Here is an 18,783-nt window from a genome sequence, read left to right on the forward strand (position 1 = left end):
ACCTCGATCCACACCTTGGGGATGCTCAGCGCATGACTGCGATTTCTCTCGGAATGCCCGCCGTTCCGACCAAGCTCGCCGAACGGCGGGCCAGCCGGAAGATCCAGGTCGGATCGGTTGCGGTCGGCGGGGACGCGCCCGTCTCGGTGCAGTCGATGACGACGACCCGTACGTCGGACATCGGCGCGACGCTTCAGCAGATCGCCGAACTCACCGCCTCCGGCTGCCAGATCGTGCGTGTGGCCTGTCCCACGCAGGACGACGCGGACGCCCTGAAGACCATCGCGTCCAAATCGCAGATCCCGGTGATCGCGGACATCCACTTCCAGCCCAAGTACGTGTTCGCAGCGATCGACGCCGGCTGCGCGGCGGTGCGCGTGAACCCGGGCAACATCAAGCAGTTCGACGACAAGGTCAAGGAGATCGCGCGCGCCGCGAAGGACGCCGGCACGCCGATCCGGATCGGCGTCAACGCCGGCTCCCTGGACGCCCGGCTGCTGAAGAAGTACGGCAAGGCCACCCCCGAGGCGCTGGTCGAGTCCGCGCTCTGGGAGGCGTCCCTCTTCGAGGAGCACGACTTCCGCGACATCAAGATCTCGGTCAAGCACAACGACCCGGTCGTGATGGTGAACGCCTACCGCCAGCTCGCCGCCCAGTGCGACTACCCGCTGCACCTAGGCGTCACCGAGGCCGGCCCCGCCTTCCAGGGCACCATCAAGTCGGCCGTCGCCTTCGGCGCCCTGCTCAGCGAGGGCATCGGCGACACCATCCGCGTCTCGCTCTCCGCGCCGCCCGCCGAGGAGGTCAAGGTCGGCATCCAGATCCTGGAGTCGCTGAACCTTCGCCAGCGCCGCCTGGAGATCGTCTCCTGCCCCTCCTGCGGCCGCGCCCAGGTCGACGTCTACAAGCTCGCCGACCAGGTCAGCGCCGGCCTGGAGGGCATGGAGGTCCCGCTGCGCGTCGCCGTCATGGGCTGCGTCGTCAACGGCCCCGGCGAGGCCCGCGAGGCCGACCTCGGTGTCGCCTCCGGCAACGGCAAGGGCCAGATCTTCGTCAAGGGCGAGGTCATCAAGACCGTGCCCGAGTCGAAGATCGTGGAGACCCTCATCGAGGAAGCCATGAAGATCGCCGAGCAGATGGAGAAGGACGGCATCGCCTCCGGCGAGCCCGAGGTCTCCATCAGCTGACCCTGAAGCCCCCGGCAGCGCCCCACGAGGAACGCAGGACCTCCTCGGCGGGGCGCTTCCGCGCGCGGCCTCGGGGCGGGTGCGCACAGCCGTTCCCGGGCACGGGCGGCGTCGCTCAGGGTCTTCGGTTAAAGTGCGGAAATCAGCAGACCGCATGGTGAGGCCCCCTCGTGTTGACGCACACCACCACCCGGGTCCTCGAACCCAGCGACCTCGGTGCCGCGCTCGCCGTCCTGGAGAGCGAGCCCGTGGCCAACGCCTTCGTGACGTCCCGCGTCCAGATCGCCGGACTCGACCCCTGGCGCCTCGGCGGCGAGATGTGGGGCTGGTACGCCGACGGCCGCCTCCGCTCCCTGTGCTACTCGGGCGCCAACCTCGTCCCCATCTGCGCCGGTCCCGAAGCCGTCCGCGCCTTCGCCGACCGCGCCCGCAGGGCCGGCCGCCGCTGCTCCTCGATCGTCGGACCCGCCGAGCCCACCGCAGAGCTGTGGCGCCTCCTCGAACCCGGCTGGGGCCCCGCCCGCGACGTCCGGGCCAACCAGCCCCTCATGGTCACCGAGAGCCCGTCCGCCGACGTGGAACCCGACCCGCTGGTCCGCCGCGTCCGCAAGGACGAGATGGACGTCCTCATGCCCGCCTGCGTGGACATGTTCACCGAGGAGGTCGGCGTCTCCCCGCTCGCCGGCGACGGCGGACTCCTCTACCAGGCCCGCGTCGCCGAACTCATCGGCGCCGGCCGCTCCTTCGCCCGGATCGACGACGGCAAGGTCGTCTTCAAGGCGGAGATCGGCGCCACCACCCCCCAGGTGTGCCAGATCCAGGGCGTGTGGGTCGCCCCCGAATACCGCGGCCGCGGCCTCTCCGAGACCGGCATGGCCGCCGTACTGCGGTACGCGCTGGCCGACGTCGCCCCGGTCGTCAGCCTGTACGTCAACGACTACAACACCCCCGCGCGCAAGGCGTACCGCCGCATCGGCTTCCGGGAGACCGGCGCCTTCATGAGCGTGCTCTTCTGACCGGCCCCCGCCCAGGGAGCCTGTCGTCCGGATCATGCCGGGCTCGCGGGGCGTGCACGCACCCCTGCCGCGTTGTCGCCCCCCCTCCGCCTCGCAGCCGCACGCACCACGCCCCGCTCCCCGATCCGGCCTGATCCAAACGAAAGACCCCGGGCGGCCCGGACAGTAGGGTCGGCCCATGGCAGCAGATTCCGGGGGCGGCCCCCGCACCACCGGCGTCCGGGTCGGGCCGATCGACCTCGCGGCCCGCGTCGACGAGGCACTGGCCGTCCAGGCCGTCGCCTTCGGCCTGAGCGCCGCGGAGGTCGAAGTCCGCCGGCACATCGTGCTCCGGCACCTCGACCACCCGCACGCCCGCGCGCTCGGCGCCCTGACACCCGAGGGACGGCTCGTCGGCTTCGTCTACGGCATGCCCAACGACCGCGGCCACTGGTGGTCCACCGTGGTCGAGCCCTACCTCCGCGCCACCGGCAGCGCCCACTGGCTGGACGACGCCTTCGTGATCACCGAGCTCCACGTCCACCCGGACTTCCAGAACCGGGGCCTCGGCCGCGCCCTGATCACCACCGTCACCGACGCCGTCGCCCAGCCCCGCTCGATCCTCTCCGCGATCGACACCGACAGCCCGGCCCGCGGCCTCTACCGCTCCCTCGGCTACCAGGACCTGGCCCGCCAGGTGCACTTCCCCAGCGCCCCCAGGCCGTACGCGGTCATGGGAGCGCCCCTGCCGCTGCGCCGCGCTCGCTGAATGGATTTCCGCCCGCACGGGCCGCCCCGCTAACCTCGGGCCCATCACCCTTCCGAGCAGGAGTTCACCATGGCCCAGGTCCAGCGCATGTCCCGATTGATGATCAAGACACTGCGCGACGACCCGGCGGACGCCGAGACGCTCAACCACAAGCTCCTCGTCCGAGCCGGCTACGTACGACGCACCGCTGCCGGAATCTGGTCCTGGCTGCCGCTGGGCAAGAAGGTCCTGGAGAACATCACCCGCGTCGTCCGCGAGGAGATGGACGCCATCGGCGGCCAGGAGGTCCTGCTCCCCGCGCTCCTGCCCAAGGAGCCCTACGAGGCGAGCGGCCGGTACGACGAGTACGGCGACCTGCTGTTCCGGCTCCAGGACCGCAAGGGCTCCGACTACCTCCTCGGCCCCACGCACGAGGAGATCTTCACCCAGGTCGTCAAGGACATGTGCTCGTCCTACAAGGACCTGCCGGTCATCCTGTACCAGATCCAGACCAAGTACCGCGACGAGGCCCGCCCCCGGGCCGGTGTGCTGCGCGGCCGCGAGTTCCAGATGAAGGACTCGTACTCCTTCGACACCACCGACGAGGGCCTGGTGGAGGCGTACCAGCTGCACCGCGCCGCGTACATCCGCATCTTCGAGCGGCTCGGCCTGGACCACCGCATCGTCTCCGCCGTCTCCGGCGCCATGGGCGGCTCCGCCTCCGAGGAGTTCCTGGCCCCGGCGCCCGCCGGCGAGGACACCTTCGTGGACTGCCCGAACTGCGACTACGCCGCCAACACCGAGGCCGTCACCTTCAACGCCACCCCCGGCGACGCCTCGGGCACCGGCCCCGTCGAGGAGCTGGACACCCCCGACACCCCGACCATCGAGACCCTGGCCGCCCACCTCGGCGTACCGGCCTCCGCCACGCTGAAGAACCTGCTGGTCAAGGTCGACGGCGAGATCGTCGCCGTGGGCGTCCCCGGCGACCGCGAGGTGGACCTCGGCAAGCTGGGCGAGCACCTGGCCCCGGCCGTGGTCGAGCTGGTCACCGCCGAGGACTTCGTGGGCCGCCCCGACCTCGTACGCGGCTACGTCGGCCCCCAGGGCCTGGAGAAGGTCCGCTACATCGCCGACCCCCGCGTCGCCGCCGGCACCGCCTGGATCACCGGCGCCAACAAGGACGGCAAGCACGCCAGGAACGTCGTCGCGGGCCGCGACTTCGAGGTGGACGACTACCTCGACGTCGTCGTGGTCGAGGCGGGCGACCCCTGCCCCAAGTGCGGCACCGGCCTCCAGGTCGACCGCGCGATCGAGATCGGCCACATCTTCCAGCTCGGCCGCAAGTACGCCGACATCTTCGCGCTCGACGTGCTCGGCCAGCAGGGCAAGCCCGTCCGCGTCACGATGGGCTCGTACGGCATCGGGGTCTCCCGCGCCGTGGCCGCCCTCGCCGAGCAGACCGCCGACGACAAGGGTCTGTGCTGGCCCCGCGAGGTCGCCCCGGCCGACGTCCACGTCGTCGCCGCCGGCAAGGCGCTCCAGACCGAACTGGCCCTGGAGGTCTCCGACAAGCTGGCCGCCGCCGGACTGCGCGTCCTGGTGGACGACCGCGCCGGCGTCTCGCCCGGCGTCAAGTTCACCGACTCCGAGCTGATCGGCGTCCCGAAGATCCTGGTCGCCGGCCGCCGCTCGGCCGAAGGCGTCCTGGAGCTGAAGGACCGCCGCACCGGCGAGCGCGAGGAGCTGACGGTCGAGGAGGCCATCGCCCGCCTCTCCGAGCAGCAGGACTGACGCTCCGCACGTGGAGGGGCCCCGCACGGAAACAACTCCGTGCGGGGCCCCTCCACGCGTTTACAGCCAGCCGGCGAACTCGAGGGTCACCTCGCCCTCCTGGCGGCGCCCGGCCGCCAGGGCCCGGGTGCCCGACTCCACGGCACGGAACAGTGTCCAGCCGTGCAGCCGCTCCCGGTCCACGTCCAGCGAGTCCGCGAGCTTCTTGACCCTGCGCCGGGCCGTGGTCGCCCCGGCGGGCGACGCGATCAGGTCCTCCACCCGGTCCCGGACCAGCCGCGCCAGGTCGTAGGCCCGCTCACCGACCAGCGGCTCCGGCCCGACCGTCAGCCAGGGCGCCCGCTCAGCCGCGAGCACCTTGCTCTGCCGGAAGTTGCCGTGCAGCAGCAGCGTCTCGGGGGAGCCGGCGACCAGCTCGTCGCGGGCCGCCAGCGCGGCGGTGACCAGGGGCTCAAGTGCGGGATCGGACGCGGCGGCGGCGCGCATGGCGTCCACCCGCCGCCCGGTCCGCTCGGTCACCGTCTCGAAGCCGTGCCCGGCCGGCGGGTCGACCCACAGCCGGCGCACCGTCCCGGCCGCCTCCAGCAGCGCCTTCGCCTCCGGCAGGGACCGCAGGGACATCTCGGGGTGCAGCCGCTCCAGGAGCAGCGCGCCCGCCACGGGGCGTCCGCCGTCCGCGGGGTCGAGCAGCCGCACCGCGCCCCAGCCGTTCCAGTGCGCCAGCGCCGCCTGTTCGAGCCCCGGCGCGGCCCCGGACGGGGCCAGCTTCAGGGCGGCCGGGGTGCCGTCGGCCCCCCGGACCAGCAGAACCAGACTGCTGCGCCCGCCGGGGGCCGCGACCCGCTCCACGACCGGGGCGCGGCCGGTCGCGGCCAGCGCCTGCTCGGTCAGTGCGGGAAGCCCCGCGAGCCAGTCCCCGGCGGCCGTATCCCCGTACAACTCCCCGAGCGCTCGCACCAGACGCTGCGGCGGTTCAAAACCCATACGTGCTGTGTTCCCTTTCAAGCCTTCTGCAGTGCGCGCGTGTCAGCGCCGGGCACCGGCTCCGGCCTGCGCGTCCGTCCCGGCCTTCGCCCCGGCCCGCTCCGCGAGCCCGGGAAAGGGTACGCCGCCGCCCCGCCAGCGCGCCGCGCGTACCGCGGCCTCCCGCAACGCGTCCGCCGCGCTGCGCCGCAGTGTTCCGTCGGCGGCCCGGACCAGGTCGGAGTAGACGTACCCGACGCGGTCCTCGAGCACCGCGGCGAGCCGGACCGCCGCCGCCGCGTCCGGCACCGCGAACGGCAGAGCGTACGCGGCGTCCGAGGCCACCGGCTCACCGCCCAGGTCCCGGACCGTGCGCACCAGGGCGTCGCGGCGGGCGCGGTGGGCGTGGAACGCGGCGGTGGCCTCCGCCCGGCGCTCCGCCGCGACCCGGCCGCCCGCGACCCCGTAGCCGTAGACGGCGGCGTGCTCGGCGGCCAGCGCCGCCTGGGCCGCTTCCAGCGGGCCGTCGTTCCTGCCGTCGCTCATGCCGGGGTCTCCTTGGCCAGTTCGGTCAGCAGGTAGGCGTGTGCCGCGCAGGCGGCGGCGACCGAGGCCAGCAGCCGGGCCAGCTCCCCGGGCGCCTCCATGAGCAGCGCGGTGTACGCGTCCGCCGCCGAGCGCTCCGCCGCCGCCAGCTCCTTGACCGCGGCGGAGGGTCCGGTGGCGCGCGAGCGGGCCATGCCGAGCGCGGGGGTCTTCTCCGGGGAGAGTGCCTTGAGATGGGCGCGGACCGCGTCGCGCAGGGGGGTGAGGGCCGTCGCCGTCGTCGGGTGGGCCCGGAGCACGTGCTCGTAACCGGCGAGCAGGGTCGCCGTGGTGCGGGTGGCGCTGCCGCGCAGTGCCTTCTCCACGCGCACCGAGGAAGCCCCGTGCGCGGAGCCCTTGGTGCCCCCGCCCGTGTCGTCGTCGCTTCCGCAGCCGGACAGCACCGCCCCGGCGGCCAGCGCGCCGGTCGCCGCGAGCGCGCCCCTGCGCGTCGTCCCCGTACGCCGCACTTGTTCTCCTTCGGGCTGGACCTGTCTTGACTGGATCTGTCCGGAAGTGATCACCGCCTGTGAGCGTACCCGCGCCGGGGGGACCGGCGGACAGCAACACCCCTTGCGACCGGATACCCTTTGACCAGACACGCGAGATCCCCACAACAGCACACGCGGCCGAGGAGTCACCCGGATGAGCACCACCCAGAGCGAGAGGCTGCGCGGGCTGGTCGAACCGCTCGTCAGCGCCGAGCAGCTGGAGCTGGAAGAGATCGAAGTCTCCCGGGCAGGCCGCCGCAGGGTGCTGAGGATCGTCGTGGACTCCGACGAGGGCGTCGAGCTGGACGCCTGCGCGGAGTTGAGCCGCGCGATCTCCGCGAAGCTGGACGAGACCGATGTGATGGGCGAGGACGAATACGTCCTCGAGGTCAGTTCGCCCGGCGCCGACCGCCCGCTCTCGGAGCACCGTCATTACGTACGCGCCACCGGGCGCCTCGCCAGGCTGACCCTGCGCGAGGGCGGCGAGCTGGTGGCCCGCATCCTCGCCGTGGACGAGGACGGTCTCGACCTGGAGGTGCCGGGCGTCAAGGGGCGCAAGCCCACCGCCCGCCGGATCGCCTTCGACGAGATCGCCAAGGCCCGCGTGGAGCTGGAATTCAACCGCAAGGACAAGAAGGAAGAGGAGGCGTAGCCGTGGACATCGACGTGAAGCTCCTGAAGGGCTTGGCGCAGGACAAGGAGATCCCGTTCGACGTCCTGGTCGAGGCGATCGAGTCGGCCCTCCTCATCGCGTACCACCGCACGGACGGCAGCCACCGCAGGGCGCGCGTGGAGCTGGACGAGCGCGGCCATGTGACGGTGTGGGCCAAGGAGGACCCGGCCGACCTGGAGGAGGGGCAGGAGCCCAAGGAGTTCGACGACACCCCGTCGGGCTTCGGGCGGATCGCCGCGACCACCGCCAAGCAGGTCATCCTCCAGCGTCTGCGCGACGCCGAGGACGACCGCACGTTCGGCGAGTACGCGGGCCACGAGGGCGATGTCGTCACCGGCGTCGTCCAGCAGGGCAAGGACCCGAAGAACGTCCTGGTCGACATCGGCAAGCTGGAGGCCATCCTGCCGGTGCAGGAGCAGGTGCCCGGCGAGGAGTACACCCACGGCCTGCGGCTGCGTACGTACGTCGTGCGCGTCGCCAAGGGCGTGCGCGGCCCCTCCGTCACGCTGTCGCGGACCCACCCCAACCTGGTGAAGAAGCTCTTCGCGCTGGAGGTCCCGGAGATCGCCGACGGTTCCGTCGAGATCTGCGCGATCGCCCGCGAGGCCGGCCACCGCACCAAGATCGCGGTCCGCTCGACCCGTTCGGGGCTCAACGCCAAGGGCGCCTGCATCGGCCCGATGGGCGGACGTGTGCGCAACGTGATGGCGGAGCTGCACGGCGAGAAGATCGACATCGTGGACTGGTCGGACGACCCGGCGGAGATGGTCGCCAACGCGCTCTCACCCGCGCGGGTGAGCGAGGTCGAGGTCGTTGACCTCGGCGCCCGCTCCGCCCGGGTGACCGTGCCGGACTACCAGCTCTCCCTGGCGATCGGCAAGGAGGGGCAGAACGCCCGCCTGGCCGCCCGGCTCACCGGCTGGCGCATCGACATCCGCCCGGACACCGAGACCGACGCCGAGCGCGACGTCGCCGACCGCGAGCGTGCCGAGCGGGCCCGGGAGCGCTCGGACCGGCGCTGACGGGCCCTGAGCGGCGCCGGGGGGAATAGATCCCCTCGGCGCAGCGCTGAGATCACGACAACGTACGTTCGATTTTTGCCCCAAAGGGGTGAGGTCGGTGCGGGGAGGTAGACTTAACCGTGTCTGGCCGGACGCACGCCCGCGCTTGCCCTGAGCGAACCTGTGTGGGATGCCGGGAGCGGGCGGCCAAGAACGAGCTGCTGCGCATCGTCGCGGACGGGGACGCCTGCGTCCCCGATCCTCGCGGTACGCTGCCCGGCCGGGGTGCGTACGTGCATCCCGTCCCCGACTGTCTGGACCTGGCGGTTCGCCGCCGGGCATTCCCCCGGGCCTTCAAGGCCAAGGGGCCGTTCGACCCGACCGCGGTACAGCGGTTCGTCGAGCGGGTGACACCGTAAGAAGTGAACGGCACGGGTCCCCGTGCGGTCAGGTACCTCGCGAGTTGGAAGTAGGTCGAGATTGCGATGAGCACTCGATGAGTACGCGATGAGTACGCCCATGAAGTAGCGACGGTCCGGCGGTAACCCGGACCTAAAAGGAGCGAAGTGGCTAAGGTCCGGGTATACGAACTCGCCAAGGAGTTCGGTGTGGAGAGCAAGGTCGTCATGGCCAAGCTCCAAGAACTCGGTGAATTCGTCCGTTCGGCGTCCTCGACGATCGAGGCGCCGGTCGTGCGCAAGTTGACTGACGCACTGCAGGGGCCCGGCGGCAACGCCGGCAAGCCCGCTGCCAAGCCGGGCGCGCCCCGCAAGGCCGCCCCCAGCAAGCCCGCGGCGCCGTCCCCGGCCCCCGCGGCACGTCCCGCTGCCCCGAAGCCCGGCGCCCCGGCCCCCAAGCCGGCCGCCGCCGAGGCCCCGAGCAGCACCCCCTCCGCCCCGTCGGCGCCGGCCTCCGGCCCGCGTCCGGGCCCGAAGCCCGCGCCGAAGGCCCCGGTCACACCGGTGCCCGCCGCGGAGTTCTCGGCCCCGGCCCCGGCCCAGCCGGCCGCGCCGCAGGCACCGCGCCCCACCGGCGCGACCCCCGGCCCCCGTCCCGCGCGTCCGGCCCCGGCCGGTCAGCAGGGCGGCGGCCAGCGTGACGGCGGCCGTGGCGGCGAGCGCCCCGCGCGTCCCGCCGGCCAGGGCGCCCCGCGCCCCGGCGCCCGTCCGGCCGGTCCCCGTCCGGGCAACAACCCCTTCACCTCCGGTGGCTCGACGGGCATGTCCCGTCCGCAGGCACCCCGTCCCGGCGGCGCCCCGCGTCCCGGTGGCGGCCAGGAGCGCCCCGGCGCCCCGCGTCCGCAGGGCGGCCCCGGTGGCGCCCCGCGCCCGCAGGGCCAGGGTGGCGCGCCGCGTCCGACCCCGGGCGGCATGCCCCGGCCGCAGGCGCCCCGTCCGGGCGGCGGCCCCGGTGGTAACCGACCCAACCCGGGCATGATGCCGCAGCGTCCCGCTGCCGGCCCGCGTCCCGGTGGTGGCCCCGGCGGTGGCCGCGGCCCCGGCGGCGGCGGTCGTCCGGGCGGCGCGGGCCGTCCCGGTGGCGGCGGCTTCGCGGGTCGTCCGGCCGGTCCCGGCGGCGGCGGCGGCGGTTTCGCCGGCCGTCCCGGTGGCGGCGGTGGCGGCGGCGCGGGCCGTCCCGGTGGTGGCGGCGGCTTCGGCGGTCGTCCCGGCTTCGGTGGCCGTCCCGGCGGTCCCGGTGGCCGTGGTGGCACGCAGGGCGCCTTCGGCCGTCCCGGCGGTCCCGCGCGTCGTGGCCGCAAGTCGAAGCGGCAGAGGCGCCAGGAGTACGAGGCCATGCAGGCCCCGTCGGTCGGCGGCGTGATGCTGCCTCGCGGCAACGGACAGGCCGTCCGGCTGTCGCGCGGTGCCTCGCTCACCGACTTCGCCGAGAAGATCAACGCCAACCCGGCTTCGCTGGTCGGCGTCATGATGAACCTCGGCGAGATGGTCACCGCCACGCAGTCCGTCTCCGACGAGACGCTGAAGCTCCTCGCGGACGAGATGAACTTCGTCCTGGAGATCGTCAGCCCGGAGGAGGAGGACCGCGAGCTGCTCGAGTCCTTCGACATCGAGTTCGGCGAGGACGAGGGCGGCGACGAGGCCCTGCTGCCGCGTCCGCCGGTCGTGACCGTCATGGGTCACGTCGACCACGGTAAGACGCGACTCCTGGACGCGATCCGCAAGACGAACGTCATCGCGGGCGAGGCCGGCGGCATCACCCAGCACATCGGTGCCTACCAGGTCTCCGCGGACGTCAACGGCGAGGACCGTCGGATCACCTTCATCGACACCCCGGGTCACGAGGCGTTCACCGCCATGCGTGCCCGTGGTGCGAAGTCGACCGACATCGCGATCCTCGTGGTGGCGGCCAACGACGGTGTGATGCCCCAGACGATCGAGGCGCTGAACCACGCCAAGGCGGCCGACGTGCCGATCGTGGTCGCGGTCAACAAGATCGACGTCGAGGGTGCCGACCCGACCAAGGTGCGCGGCCAGCTCACCGAGTTCGGTCTGGTGGCCGAGGAGTACGGCGGCGACACGATGTTCGTCGACATCTCCGCCAAGCAGGGTCTGAACATCGACCAGCTGCTGGAGGCCGTCGTCCTCACCGCCGACGCCTCGCTCGACCTGCGGGCCAACCCGGACCAGGACGCGCAGGGCATCGCGATCGAGTCCCACCTCGACCGCGGCCGCGGCGCCGTCGCGACCGTCCTGGTCCAGCGAGGCACGCTGCGGGTCGGCGACACGATGGTGGTCGGCGACGCCTACGGCCGTGTCCGCGCGATGCTCGACGACAAGGGCGAGAACGTCGAGGAAGCGGGTCCCTCGACCCCCGTCCTCGTGCTGGGTCTCACCAACGTCCCGGGCGCCGGCGACAACTTCCTCGTCGTGGACGAGGACCGTACGGCCCGCCAGATCGCCGAGAAGCGTGCCGCCCGCGAGCGCAACGCCAACTTCGCCCGCAAGGGTGTCCGGTTCTCCCTGGAGAACCTGGACGAGGCGCTCAAGGCCGGTCTGGTCCAGGAGCTCAACCTCATCATCAAGGGCGACGCGTCCGGTTCGGTGGAGGCCCTCGAGTCCTCGCTGCTCCAGCTCGACGTCGGTGAAGAGGTCGACATCCGGGTCCTGCACCGCGGTGTGGGTGCGGTCACCGAGTCGGACATCGACCTGGCGACCGGCTCCGACGCCATCGTGATCGGCTTCAACGTGCGCGCCGCCGGGCGTGCGCAGCAGATGGCCGACCGCGAGGGTGTGGACGTCCGCTACTACTCGGTCATCTACCAGGCGATCGAGGAGATCGAGGCGGCCCTCAAGGGCATGCTCAAGCCGGAGTACGAAGAGGTCGAGCTGGGTACGGCGGAGATCCGCGAGATCTTCCGCTCGTCCAAGCTGGGCAACATCGCCGGTGTGCTCGTCCGGTCCGGCGAGGTCAAGCGCAACACCAAGGCGCGGCTGCTGCGCGACGGCAAGGTCGTCGCGGAGAACCTCACCATCTCCGGTCTGCGCCGCTTCAAGGACGACGTCACCGAGATCCGCGAAGGCTTCGAGGGCGGTATCAACCTCGGAAACTTCAACGACATCAAGATCGACGACGTCATCGCGACGTACGAGATGCGCGAGAAGCCGCGAGGCTGACCCGTACCTCAACAGTCGGGGCCGGTCGACGGGACCTATTTCCGTCGATCGGCCCCGGCCGTTCCGTGTACGGTTCTTGTGTCCCCGCCGATCATCGGCGGGGCGCGAACCCGAACCGGCGGGACATCCGGGCGTACATGTATGTGGGGACACTGTCCTTCGACCTGCTTCTCGGCGACGTACGGTCGCTGAAGGAGAAGCGTTCCGTGGTCCGTCCGATCGTCGCCGAACTCCAGCGCAAGTACGCGGTGAGCGCGGCGGAGACGGGCGGCCAGGACCTCCACCGCAGGGCCGAGATCGGCCTCGCCGTGGTCTCCGGGGACACCCGGCACCTCACAGACGTACTCGACCGGTGCGAGCGCCTCGTCGCCGCCCGGCCGGAGGTGGAGCTGCTGTCCGTACGACGGCGGCTGCACAGCGACGAAGACGATTGAGCAGGTCCGGTCGGACCAAGGCATAAGGAGACGGACCAGTGGCCGACAACGCGCGGGCTAAGAAGCTGGCGGACCTCATCCAGGAGGTGGTCGCCGGGAAACTGCAGCGCGGCATCAAGGACCCGCGCCTGGGGACCCACGTGACGATCACGGACGTCCGCGTCACCGGTGACCTGCGGGAGGCCACGGTCTTCTACACGGTCTACGGCGACGACGAGGAGCGGGCCAGCGCGGCGGCCGGGCTGCAGAGCGCCAAGGGCATCCTGCGGTCCGCGGTCGGCTCGGCGGCGGGGACGAAGTTCACCCCGACGCTCACCTTCGTGGCCGACGCCCTCCCGGAGAACGCCCGGGCCATCGAGGACCTGCTCGACCGGGCGCGGGCCTCGGACGCCAAGGTGCGCGAGGCGTCCTCGGGCGCCGCGTACGCCGGCGACGCGGACCCGTACCGCAAGCCGGAGGACGAGACCGACGAGGACGCAGCCTCCGAATGACGCAGAACAGGACGCCGGACGGACTTGTCATCGTGGACAAGCCGTCCGGCTTCACTTCGCACGACGTCGTCGCCAAGATGCGCGGCATCGCCCGCACCCGCCGCGTCGGCCACGCCGGCACCCTGGACCCGATGGCGACCGGTGTGCTCGTGCTCGGCGTCGAGAAGGCCACCAAGCTCCTCGGCCACCTCGCGCTGACCGAGAAGGAGTACCTGGGCACGATCCGGCTCGGCCAGGACACGGTCACGGACGACGCGGAGGGCGAGATCACCTCGTCCGCCGACGCCTCCGGGGTCACCCGCGAGGCGATCGACGCCGGGGTCGCCGCCCTGACCGGCGCCATCATGCAGGTGCCGTCCAAGGTCAGCGCCATCAAGATCGACGGCAAGCGGTCCTATGCGCGGGTGCGCGGCGGCGAGGAGTTCGAGATCCCGGCCCGGCCGGTGACCGTCTCGTCCTTCCGCGTGTACGACGTCCGCGAGGCGGTCGCCGAGGACGGTACGCCGGTCCTCGACCTGGTCGTCTCGGTGGTCTGCTCCTCGGGGACGTACATCCGGGCCATCGCCCGCGACCTGGGCGCCGGGCTCGGCGTGGGTGGCCATCTGACCGCCCTGCGGCGCACCCGCGTCGGCCCGTACGGGCTGGACGCCGCGCGCACGCTGGACCAGCACCAGGCGGAGCTGGCCGTGATGCCGGTGGCCGAGGCCGCCGCCTCGGCGTTCCCCCGCTGGGACGTGGACGAGAAACGGGCGAAGCTGCTGCTGAACGGCGTACGGCTGGACATGCCCGCGTACCCGCCGGGGCCGGTCGCCGTCTTCGGGCCGGACGGGCGCTTCCTGGTCCTCGTCGAGGAGCAGAAGGGCAAGGCCAAGAGCCTCGCCGTCTTCGGCTGACCGGGTGCCGGCGCGCACACGGACCCTCATCGTGGAGCGGGCAGAGCCCCCGGGTGCCCGCTCCACGATCCCCCACCCCTTTCTGTCCACCGAACGCCCCTGATTCACCCCAACGGGCAGGCGCTCGGAGTGAATCAGGGGGGTGACGGGGGCGCTTTCGCCCGGAGTGGTCCGCGCGGGGATCTTCGGCGGCCTACCGTCGGATCATGGGATGCGGGGACCGGGTGACGCTGGTACGACTGTGCGATCCGGCCGGCCGGCCGCGGGGGACCGGCTTCGTCGCCGACGACCGGGGCACGGTCGTCACCAGCCACGAGGCGGTCGACGGCCTTCCGCACCTCCTGCTGCACGGTACGGACGGCCGCAGCCGCCGCGTCGACGCCGCCGACATCACCCCCGTGCCCGAATGGGACCTCGCGCTCCTGTCCACCGGCGGCCCCGACACCCTGGGCGTACGGCCGCTGCCCATCCGCGTACGGGAGCGCATCGACCCCGGTACGTATGTGACGGTCGCCGCGCACGGTCTGCGCGAGGCGCGCGTCCTGGGCCGCACGCCGGTCACGTACACCAGCCGCGGCCGCACCCACCGCATCGACCGGGCCCTGGAACTGGCCCTGGGCACGGACGGCAGCGACGCGCTCCGGCTGGGCGGCGCGGCGGTGGGCGGGCCCGTGCTCGACCCGGACAGCGGGGCCGTCATCGCCGTCCTCGGGCTCGCCCTGCGCGCCTCCCACGCCACCGCCGGCTGTGCGTCGCCGCTGGCCGGGGCACCCGCCGACGGGCCGCTGGGCGAGCTGCTGCGGCGCAACGCGGCGACCGTCCCCGGCTACGGCCCCGATCTCAACCTCGCCGGCGCCCTCCAGCTCACCGCCATGTCCGTCGGCTCGGCGGGCGGCCGGGGCGAGCGCCACGAGCCGGTGGAGCGGCCCGACGTCCGCGCCGAGTCCGAGGCGTTCGCGGCGGCCGGACCCCACGCGGCGGCCGGACCCGGGGAACCGCCCGTGGTCCTCGGTCTCGTCGGAGAGCCGGGCACCGGCCGCACCACCGAGCTCGCCGCGATCGCCGCGCGCCGGGCGACGGGCCCGGTGCCCGCGCCCACGCTGTGGCTGCGCGGCGCCGACCTCCTCGCGGACGACACCTCCGTCGCCGACGCCGTCGCGCGCACGCTCCGGCAGGCCGGGCGGATCGTCGGCGCCGCGGGGGCCCGGGGCGACATGGCGAGCGCCACGCCCGAGCGGGTGGCCCGGCTGGCCACGGGCTCCGGCGTCCCGCTGCTGGTCCTGCTGGACGCCCCGGAGGAGATGCCGCCCGTCCTGGCCCACCGGCTCGCCGACTGGACCACCGGCACGGCCCGCTGGCTCCGCGAGAACGGCGTCCGCCTCGTCGTCGGCTGCCGCCCCGAGCACTGGGAGACGGCCGGCGCGCTCTACCCGCCCGAGGCCCTGCACCGCCCTTCCGAGCCCGCCCGGCGGCTGCCTCCGGCGGTCCGCGTCACCGACTTCACCGCCGGCCAGGCCGAACGGGCCCGGGAAGGGCTCGGCCTCCCGCCCGACGCCCTCGCCGCCGGCCACGACCGGCACCCGCTGACCCTCCGCCTGCTCGCCGAGGTACGCGAGGCCCTGCCGCCGGGCACGCCCGGGCGTCCCGGCAAGGAGGAGGTCTTCGCCGCCCACCTCGACCTGATGTGCCTGCGCGTCGCCGTTCGCATCGCCGCCGGGAGCCGCCCCGGACCGACCGCGGTGCGGCGCCTGGCGGCCCGGGTGGCCGGACAGGTCCACGAGGCGGCCCGCCGCTGCCTCGGACCCGGCCAGGGCGAGCTGGACCGGGCCGCCTTCGAGGAGCTGTTCCCCTGGCGTACGGGGTGGGCCCCGGCGGTCCTCACCGAAGGGCTCCTCGTCCCGGCCGGCGCCGGCTACCGCTTCGCCCACGAGGAGGTGGGGGACTGGATCCAGAGCACGCACCTCGATCTGGACGCGGCCCTGCGGGCGCTGGTGCACCGGTGGCACGCGGAGCCGGCGGAGGACGGCGCCCGGGTGCCGCGCCCCCGCCGGGGCGAACCCGTTGAGCACCCGGCTCCGGCCGGACCGCGCAGCCTGCCCGTGCCCCGGCACCGGATCGGCCCGGTGATCCAGGCCCTGCTCCTGCTGTCCCGCCGCCAGGGCACGGCCGCGCTGGCCCATCGGCTGGCGGACCTCATCGAGGCGCTGGACCGGCTGCCGGATGCGGTCGACGGCGAGTCGGCCCTGCCTCTCTCCGACCCGCGTTGGTGGGCCGCGCACCTGCTCGCCGAGACGCTGCTGAGGGTGCCCGACGCCCGCCCGTACCTCGGTGTGCTGCGACTGCTCGCCGGGCGGGTCGTGCGGAGTTCCGCCGAGGCGGGCGGGGGAGGGGCGCGCGGGGCGCATGCGGAGTTCGGGCCCTGGTTCTGGCGGAGGCTGCGGCTTCCCGAGGCGGACCGGATGGACCTCCTCCGCCGTCTGGTGCCGGCGGACGGGCCGCCGGGGGAGGGGGACGGCGACGCGCGGTTCCTCGACGCCGTCGCCCGGCGGCTCGCCGCCCATCCGCGTACGGTGCAGCCCCTCCTGTGCGCCTGGTTCACGGACGAGCGCCCGCTGCCGGCCGCCGGGGCGGAGCCGCCCGTCGACGACGAGGACGGTGCGAAGGAGCGGCCCGCGGACGCCGTTCCCGGGCGTCCCACCGTCGCCGCCGCCGCACAGGCCCTGCTGTACGCCCGCCGGGACCTCGCCGCCGATGACCTGACCGACGCGCTCGCCGACGCCGGGCACCCCCGGGCCGACGAGCTGCTCGCCGCCCTCGCCGAGGACGAGCCCGGCGTGCTGTGCCGGGCCGTCGAGCGGTGGGCCGGGGACGAGGACCGGCGCGCGCGCCGGGTCGCCGCCGTCTCGTACGCGACGCTCGTCGCCCCCCGCCTGACCCTGGACGCGGACCGCGACCGGGTGCGCCGGGCCGCGCTCGCGGTGCTGGCCCGCCCGGCCGACAGTGAGCTGCACGGGCCGGTCCTCGCCCTGCTCGTCGCGGACCCCCGCACCCGGGCCCGCTACCTCCCGCAGGCCGTCCGGGCCTTCGTCGCCGAGGGCCCGCAGGACGTGCGCGTGCCCGCCACCGCGCTCGCCGCCGCCCTGCCCACGCACGCCGACATCGTGGTGACCGCCTACCGGGACCGGCTCGCACGGCCGGACCAGGGCGCCGGCGAGGTGCTGCGGGCCCTGGCCGGGATCGACGCCCCGGAGCTCGCGCTGCACGCCGCCGGACTCGTACGCGCCTACGCCGCGGGCCACCCGGAGGACACGGCGCACACCGCCGCCTACCTCGACCGACGCCTGGAACACGGGCCCGCCGCGCGCGCCCTGCTGCTGCCGCTGCTCACCGCGCTGCTCCGGGACCCTCCGGCGGCGGCGCCGGTCCGGGGCTCGCTGGCCGCGGTGCTCGCCTCGCCCGGCAGCCCCGCGTCGCAGCCCGCCCGCGACGAGCTCCTGGAGGTGCTGCTGGACGCCGAGCAGCGCGGGGGGACCCCGGACCCGGTGGTCCTGGAGGCCCTGCTGCGGGCCGCCGCGGCCGGGTGCGCGAGGCGGTCGCCGGTGCGCACCAGGGCGCTGGTGCACCGGACCGGGATGCTCCTCGTGCGTACCCCGGAAGGGGCCGCCCTGTTCGACCGGCGGCTCGTCGCGCTGGTCCGCGAGGTGCCCGGGTTCGGCGCGCTGGTCGCGGGCTGGCTGGCCGGGGCACCGCAGGAGTGGGCGGCCGTCGTCGGGCCCAGCGCACGCCGCACGGTTGAGGCGCTGAGGGCTCCGATGCCCATGCCGATGCAGGCCGCAGGGCGTGAGCATGGCAGTCTTAGACCTGCGTAAGCGAGAAATCCACGTACACAGGTTCGGGCGAGGAGCGGTCAGAGTGCAGCGCTGGCGAGGCTTGGAGGACATCCCCCAGGACTGGGGGCGCAGCGTCGTCACCATCGGCTCGTACGACGGGGTGCACCGCGGACACCAGCTGATCATCGGGCGCGCCGTCGAGCGGGCGCGCGAACTGGGCGTGCCGTCGGTCGTCGTGACCTTCGACCCGCACCCCAGTGAGGTCGTCCGGCCCGGCAGCCACCCGCCGCTGCTCGCCCCGCACCACCGCCGCGCCGAGCTGATGGCGGAGCTGGGCGTGGACGCGATGCTGATCCTGCCGTTCACCACGGAGTTCTCGCGGCTCGCCCCGGCCGACTTCATCGCGAAGGTGCTGGTCGACAAGTTGCACGCCCAGCTGGTCATCGAGGGCCCCAACTTCCGTTTCGGCCACAAGGCCGCGGGGAACGTCGAGCTGCTGGCCGAGCTGGGCGCCGAGCACGACTACCGCGTCGAGGTCATCGACCTGCGGGTGAGCGGCGAGGCCGGCGGCGGCGAGCCGTTCTCCTCCACGCTCACCCGGCGCCTGGTGGCCGAGGGGGACGTGGCCGGGGCCGCCGAGATCCTGGGGCGCCCGCACCGCGTCGAGGGCGTCGTCGTCCGGGGCGCGCAGCGCGGCCGCGAGCTCGGTTTCCCCACCGCGAACGTCGAAACCCTCCCGCACACAGCGATCCCCGCCGACGGCGTCTACGCGGGCTGGCTGCACGCGAACGGCGAGGCGATGCCCGCCGCGATCTCGGTCGGCACCAACCCGCAGTTCGACGGCACCGAGCGCACCGTGGAGGCGTACGCCATCGACCGCGTCGGCCTCGACCTGTACGGGCTGCACGTGGCCGTGGACTTCCTGGCGTACGTACGCGGGATGCTGAAGTTCGACACGATCGACGACCTGCTGGTGGCGATGGCCGCCGACGTGAAGCGGTGCGGCGAGCTGGTCGCCGCCGCCGAGGCCGGACAGGACTGACCGCGCGGGTTTCCCGGCCCG

General features: G+C 73.7%; 16 protein-coding genes. 13 read left to right on the plus strand and 3 right to left on the minus strand.

The genetic code is table 11. From position 1 onward, the window contains the following. The first annotated feature begins 32 nt into the window (after nt 1–32). The 4 genes from ispG to ACLQ2N_RS03640 all read left to right on the plus strand — a co-directional run bounded on the left by ispG (nt 33) and on the right by ACLQ2N_RS03640 (nt 4,724). Nucleotides 33–1,187: a flavodoxin-dependent (E)-4-hydroxy-3-methylbut-2-enyl-diphosphate synthase gene (gene ispG / locus ACLQ2N_RS03625; protein ID WP_164399522.1), complete on the plus strand. Its 1,155-nt coding sequence runs from the start codon at nt 33–35 to the stop codon at nt 1,185–1,187. A 170-nt stretch (nt 1,188–1,357) separates the two neighbouring features. Beyond that, nucleotides 1,358–2,203: a GNAT family N-acetyltransferase gene (locus ACLQ2N_RS03630; protein WP_425808871.1), complete on the plus strand. Its 846-nt coding sequence runs from the start codon at nt 1,358–1,360 to the stop codon at nt 2,201–2,203. 178 nt (nt 2,204–2,381) lie between these two features. Further along, nucleotides 2,382–2,951 carry a GNAT family N-acetyltransferase gene (locus ACLQ2N_RS03635; protein WP_425808873.1) on the plus strand — a complete coding sequence of 190 codons (570 nt, stop codon included), beginning with the start codon at nt 2,382–2,384 and terminating at the stop codon, nt 2,949–2,951. Between the two features lie 69 nt (nt 2,952–3,020). After that, nucleotides 3,021–4,724 carry a proline--tRNA ligase gene (locus ACLQ2N_RS03640; protein ID WP_425808875.1) on the plus strand — a complete coding sequence of 568 codons (1,704 nt, stop codon included), beginning with the start codon at nt 3,021–3,023 and terminating at the stop codon, nt 4,722–4,724. A 60-nt stretch (nt 4,725–4,784) separates the two neighbouring features. Here ACLQ2N_RS03640 and ACLQ2N_RS03645 read toward each other — a convergent pair whose 3' ends face one another. The 3 genes from ACLQ2N_RS03645 to ACLQ2N_RS03655 are packed head-to-tail and all read right to left on the minus strand — an operon-like array spanning nt 4,785 to nt 6,742. Next, the gene (locus ACLQ2N_RS03645) at nt 4,785–5,708 is read right to left on the minus strand and encodes an aminoglycoside phosphotransferase family protein (RefSeq protein ID WP_425808877.1); all 924 of its coding nucleotides are present in this window, start codon (nt 5,706–5,708) and stop codon (nt 4,785–4,787) included. A gap of 42 nt (nt 5,709–5,750) precedes the next feature. Beyond that, the gene (locus ACLQ2N_RS03650; protein ID WP_425808879.1) at nt 5,751–6,233 is read right to left on the minus strand and encodes a ferritin-like domain-containing protein; all 483 of its coding nucleotides are present in this window, start codon (nt 6,231–6,233) and stop codon (nt 5,751–5,753) included. Then, nucleotides 6,230–6,742 carry a hypothetical protein gene (locus ACLQ2N_RS03655; RefSeq protein WP_425808997.1) on the minus strand — a complete coding sequence of 171 codons (513 nt, stop codon included), beginning with the start codon at nt 6,740–6,742 and terminating at the stop codon, nt 6,230–6,232. The genes ACLQ2N_RS03650 and ACLQ2N_RS03655 overlap by 4 nt, the downstream gene beginning before the upstream one ends. Nucleotides 6,743–6,917: 175 nt before the next feature. Here ACLQ2N_RS03655 and rimP point away from each other — a divergent pair, with 175 nt between their 5' ends. The 9 genes from rimP (at nt 6,918) to ACLQ2N_RS03700 (ending at nt 18,762) form a co-directional block, all read left to right on the plus strand. Further along, nucleotides 6,918–7,415, plus strand: a complete 498-nt coding sequence (rimP, locus tag ACLQ2N_RS03660; protein ID WP_383301147.1) for a ribosome maturation factor RimP — start codon at nt 6,918–6,920, stop codon at nt 7,413–7,415. 2 nt (nt 7,416–7,417) lie between these two features. Continuing rightward, the gene (nusA, locus tag ACLQ2N_RS03665) at nt 7,418–8,458 is read left to right on the plus strand and encodes a transcription termination factor NusA (RefSeq protein ID WP_018102330.1); all 1,041 of its coding nucleotides are present in this window, start codon (nt 7,418–7,420) and stop codon (nt 8,456–8,458) included. A gap of 119 nt (nt 8,459–8,577) precedes the next feature. Next, a complete protein-coding gene (locus ACLQ2N_RS03670) occupies nt 8,578–8,856 on the plus strand; it encodes a YlxR family protein (protein ID WP_328902681.1) in 279 nt (92 codons plus the stop codon). Nucleotides 8,857–9,003: 147 nt separating this feature from the next. Then, nucleotides 9,004–12,072: a translation initiation factor IF-2 gene (infB, locus tag ACLQ2N_RS03675; protein WP_425808882.1), complete on the plus strand. Its 3,069-nt coding sequence runs from the start codon at nt 9,004–9,006 to the stop codon at nt 12,070–12,072. A gap of 137 nt (nt 12,073–12,209) precedes the next feature. Continuing rightward, the gene (locus ACLQ2N_RS03680) at nt 12,210–12,506 is read left to right on the plus strand and encodes a DUF503 domain-containing protein (protein WP_018521454.1); all 297 of its coding nucleotides are present in this window, start codon (nt 12,210–12,212) and stop codon (nt 12,504–12,506) included. Nucleotides 12,507–12,544: 38 nt separating this feature from the next. Continuing rightward, nucleotides 12,545–12,997 carry a 30S ribosome-binding factor RbfA gene (gene rbfA / locus ACLQ2N_RS03685; protein WP_018521455.1) on the plus strand — a complete coding sequence of 151 codons (453 nt, stop codon included), beginning with the start codon at nt 12,545–12,547 and terminating at the stop codon, nt 12,995–12,997. After that, nucleotides 12,994–13,890 (plus strand): tRNA pseudouridine(55) synthase TruB, encoded by an 897-nt coding sequence (gene truB / locus ACLQ2N_RS03690; RefSeq protein WP_425808885.1) that lies wholly within the window; start codon nt 12,994–12,996, stop codon nt 13,888–13,890. Before rbfA ends, truB begins: the two co-directional genes overlap by 4 nt. Nucleotides 13,891–14,096: 206 nt before the next feature. Beyond that, nucleotides 14,097–17,759: a trypsin-like peptidase domain-containing protein gene (locus ACLQ2N_RS03695; RefSeq protein WP_425808887.1), complete on the plus strand. Its 3,663-nt coding sequence runs from the start codon at nt 14,097–14,099 to the stop codon at nt 17,757–17,759. Nucleotides 17,760–17,802: 43 nt separating this feature from the next. Next, nucleotides 17,803–18,762: a bifunctional riboflavin kinase/FAD synthetase gene (locus ACLQ2N_RS03700; protein WP_425808889.1), complete on the plus strand. Its 960-nt coding sequence runs from the start codon at nt 17,803–17,805 to the stop codon at nt 18,760–18,762. Nucleotides 18,763–18,783: the final 21 nt, after the last annotated feature.

This window comes from Streptomyces sp. DT224 (assembly GCF_049844595.1).
Taxonomy (GTDB): domain Bacteria; phylum Actinomycetota; class Actinomycetes; order Streptomycetales; family Streptomycetaceae; genus Streptomyces.

Excerpts from the sequence above, each read along its gene's own strand:
- ispG (WP_164399522.1), top strand. The coding sequence starts at position 33 with ATGACTGCGATTTCTCTCGGAATGCCCGCCGTTCCGACCAAGCTCGCC.
- ACLQ2N_RS03635 (WP_425808873.1), top strand. The coding sequence starts at position 2,382 with ATGGCAGCAGATTCCGGGGGCGGCCCCCGCACCACCGGCGTCCGGGTC.
- ACLQ2N_RS03640 (WP_425808875.1), top strand. The coding sequence starts at position 3,021 with ATGGCCCAGGTCCAGCGCATGTCCCGATTGATGATCAAGACACTGCGC.
- ACLQ2N_RS03645 (WP_425808877.1), bottom strand. The coding sequence starts at position 5,708 with ATGGGTTTTGAACCGCCGCAGCGTCTGGTGCGAGCGCTCGGGGAGTTG.
- ACLQ2N_RS03650 (WP_425808879.1), bottom strand. The coding sequence starts at position 6,233 with ATGAGCGACGGCAGGAACGACGGCCCGCTGGAAGCGGCCCAGGCGGCG.
- rimP (WP_383301147.1), top strand. The coding sequence starts at position 6,918 with ATGAGCACCACCCAGAGCGAGAGGCTGCGCGGGCTGGTCGAACCGCTC.
- ACLQ2N_RS03680 (WP_018521454.1), top strand. The coding sequence starts at position 12,210 with ATGTATGTGGGGACACTGTCCTTCGACCTGCTTCTCGGCGACGTACGG.
- truB (WP_425808885.1), top strand. The coding sequence starts at position 12,994 with ATGACGCAGAACAGGACGCCGGACGGACTTGTCATCGTGGACAAGCCG.
- ACLQ2N_RS03695 (WP_425808887.1), top strand. The coding sequence starts at position 14,097 with ATGGGATGCGGGGACCGGGTGACGCTGGTACGACTGTGCGATCCGGCC.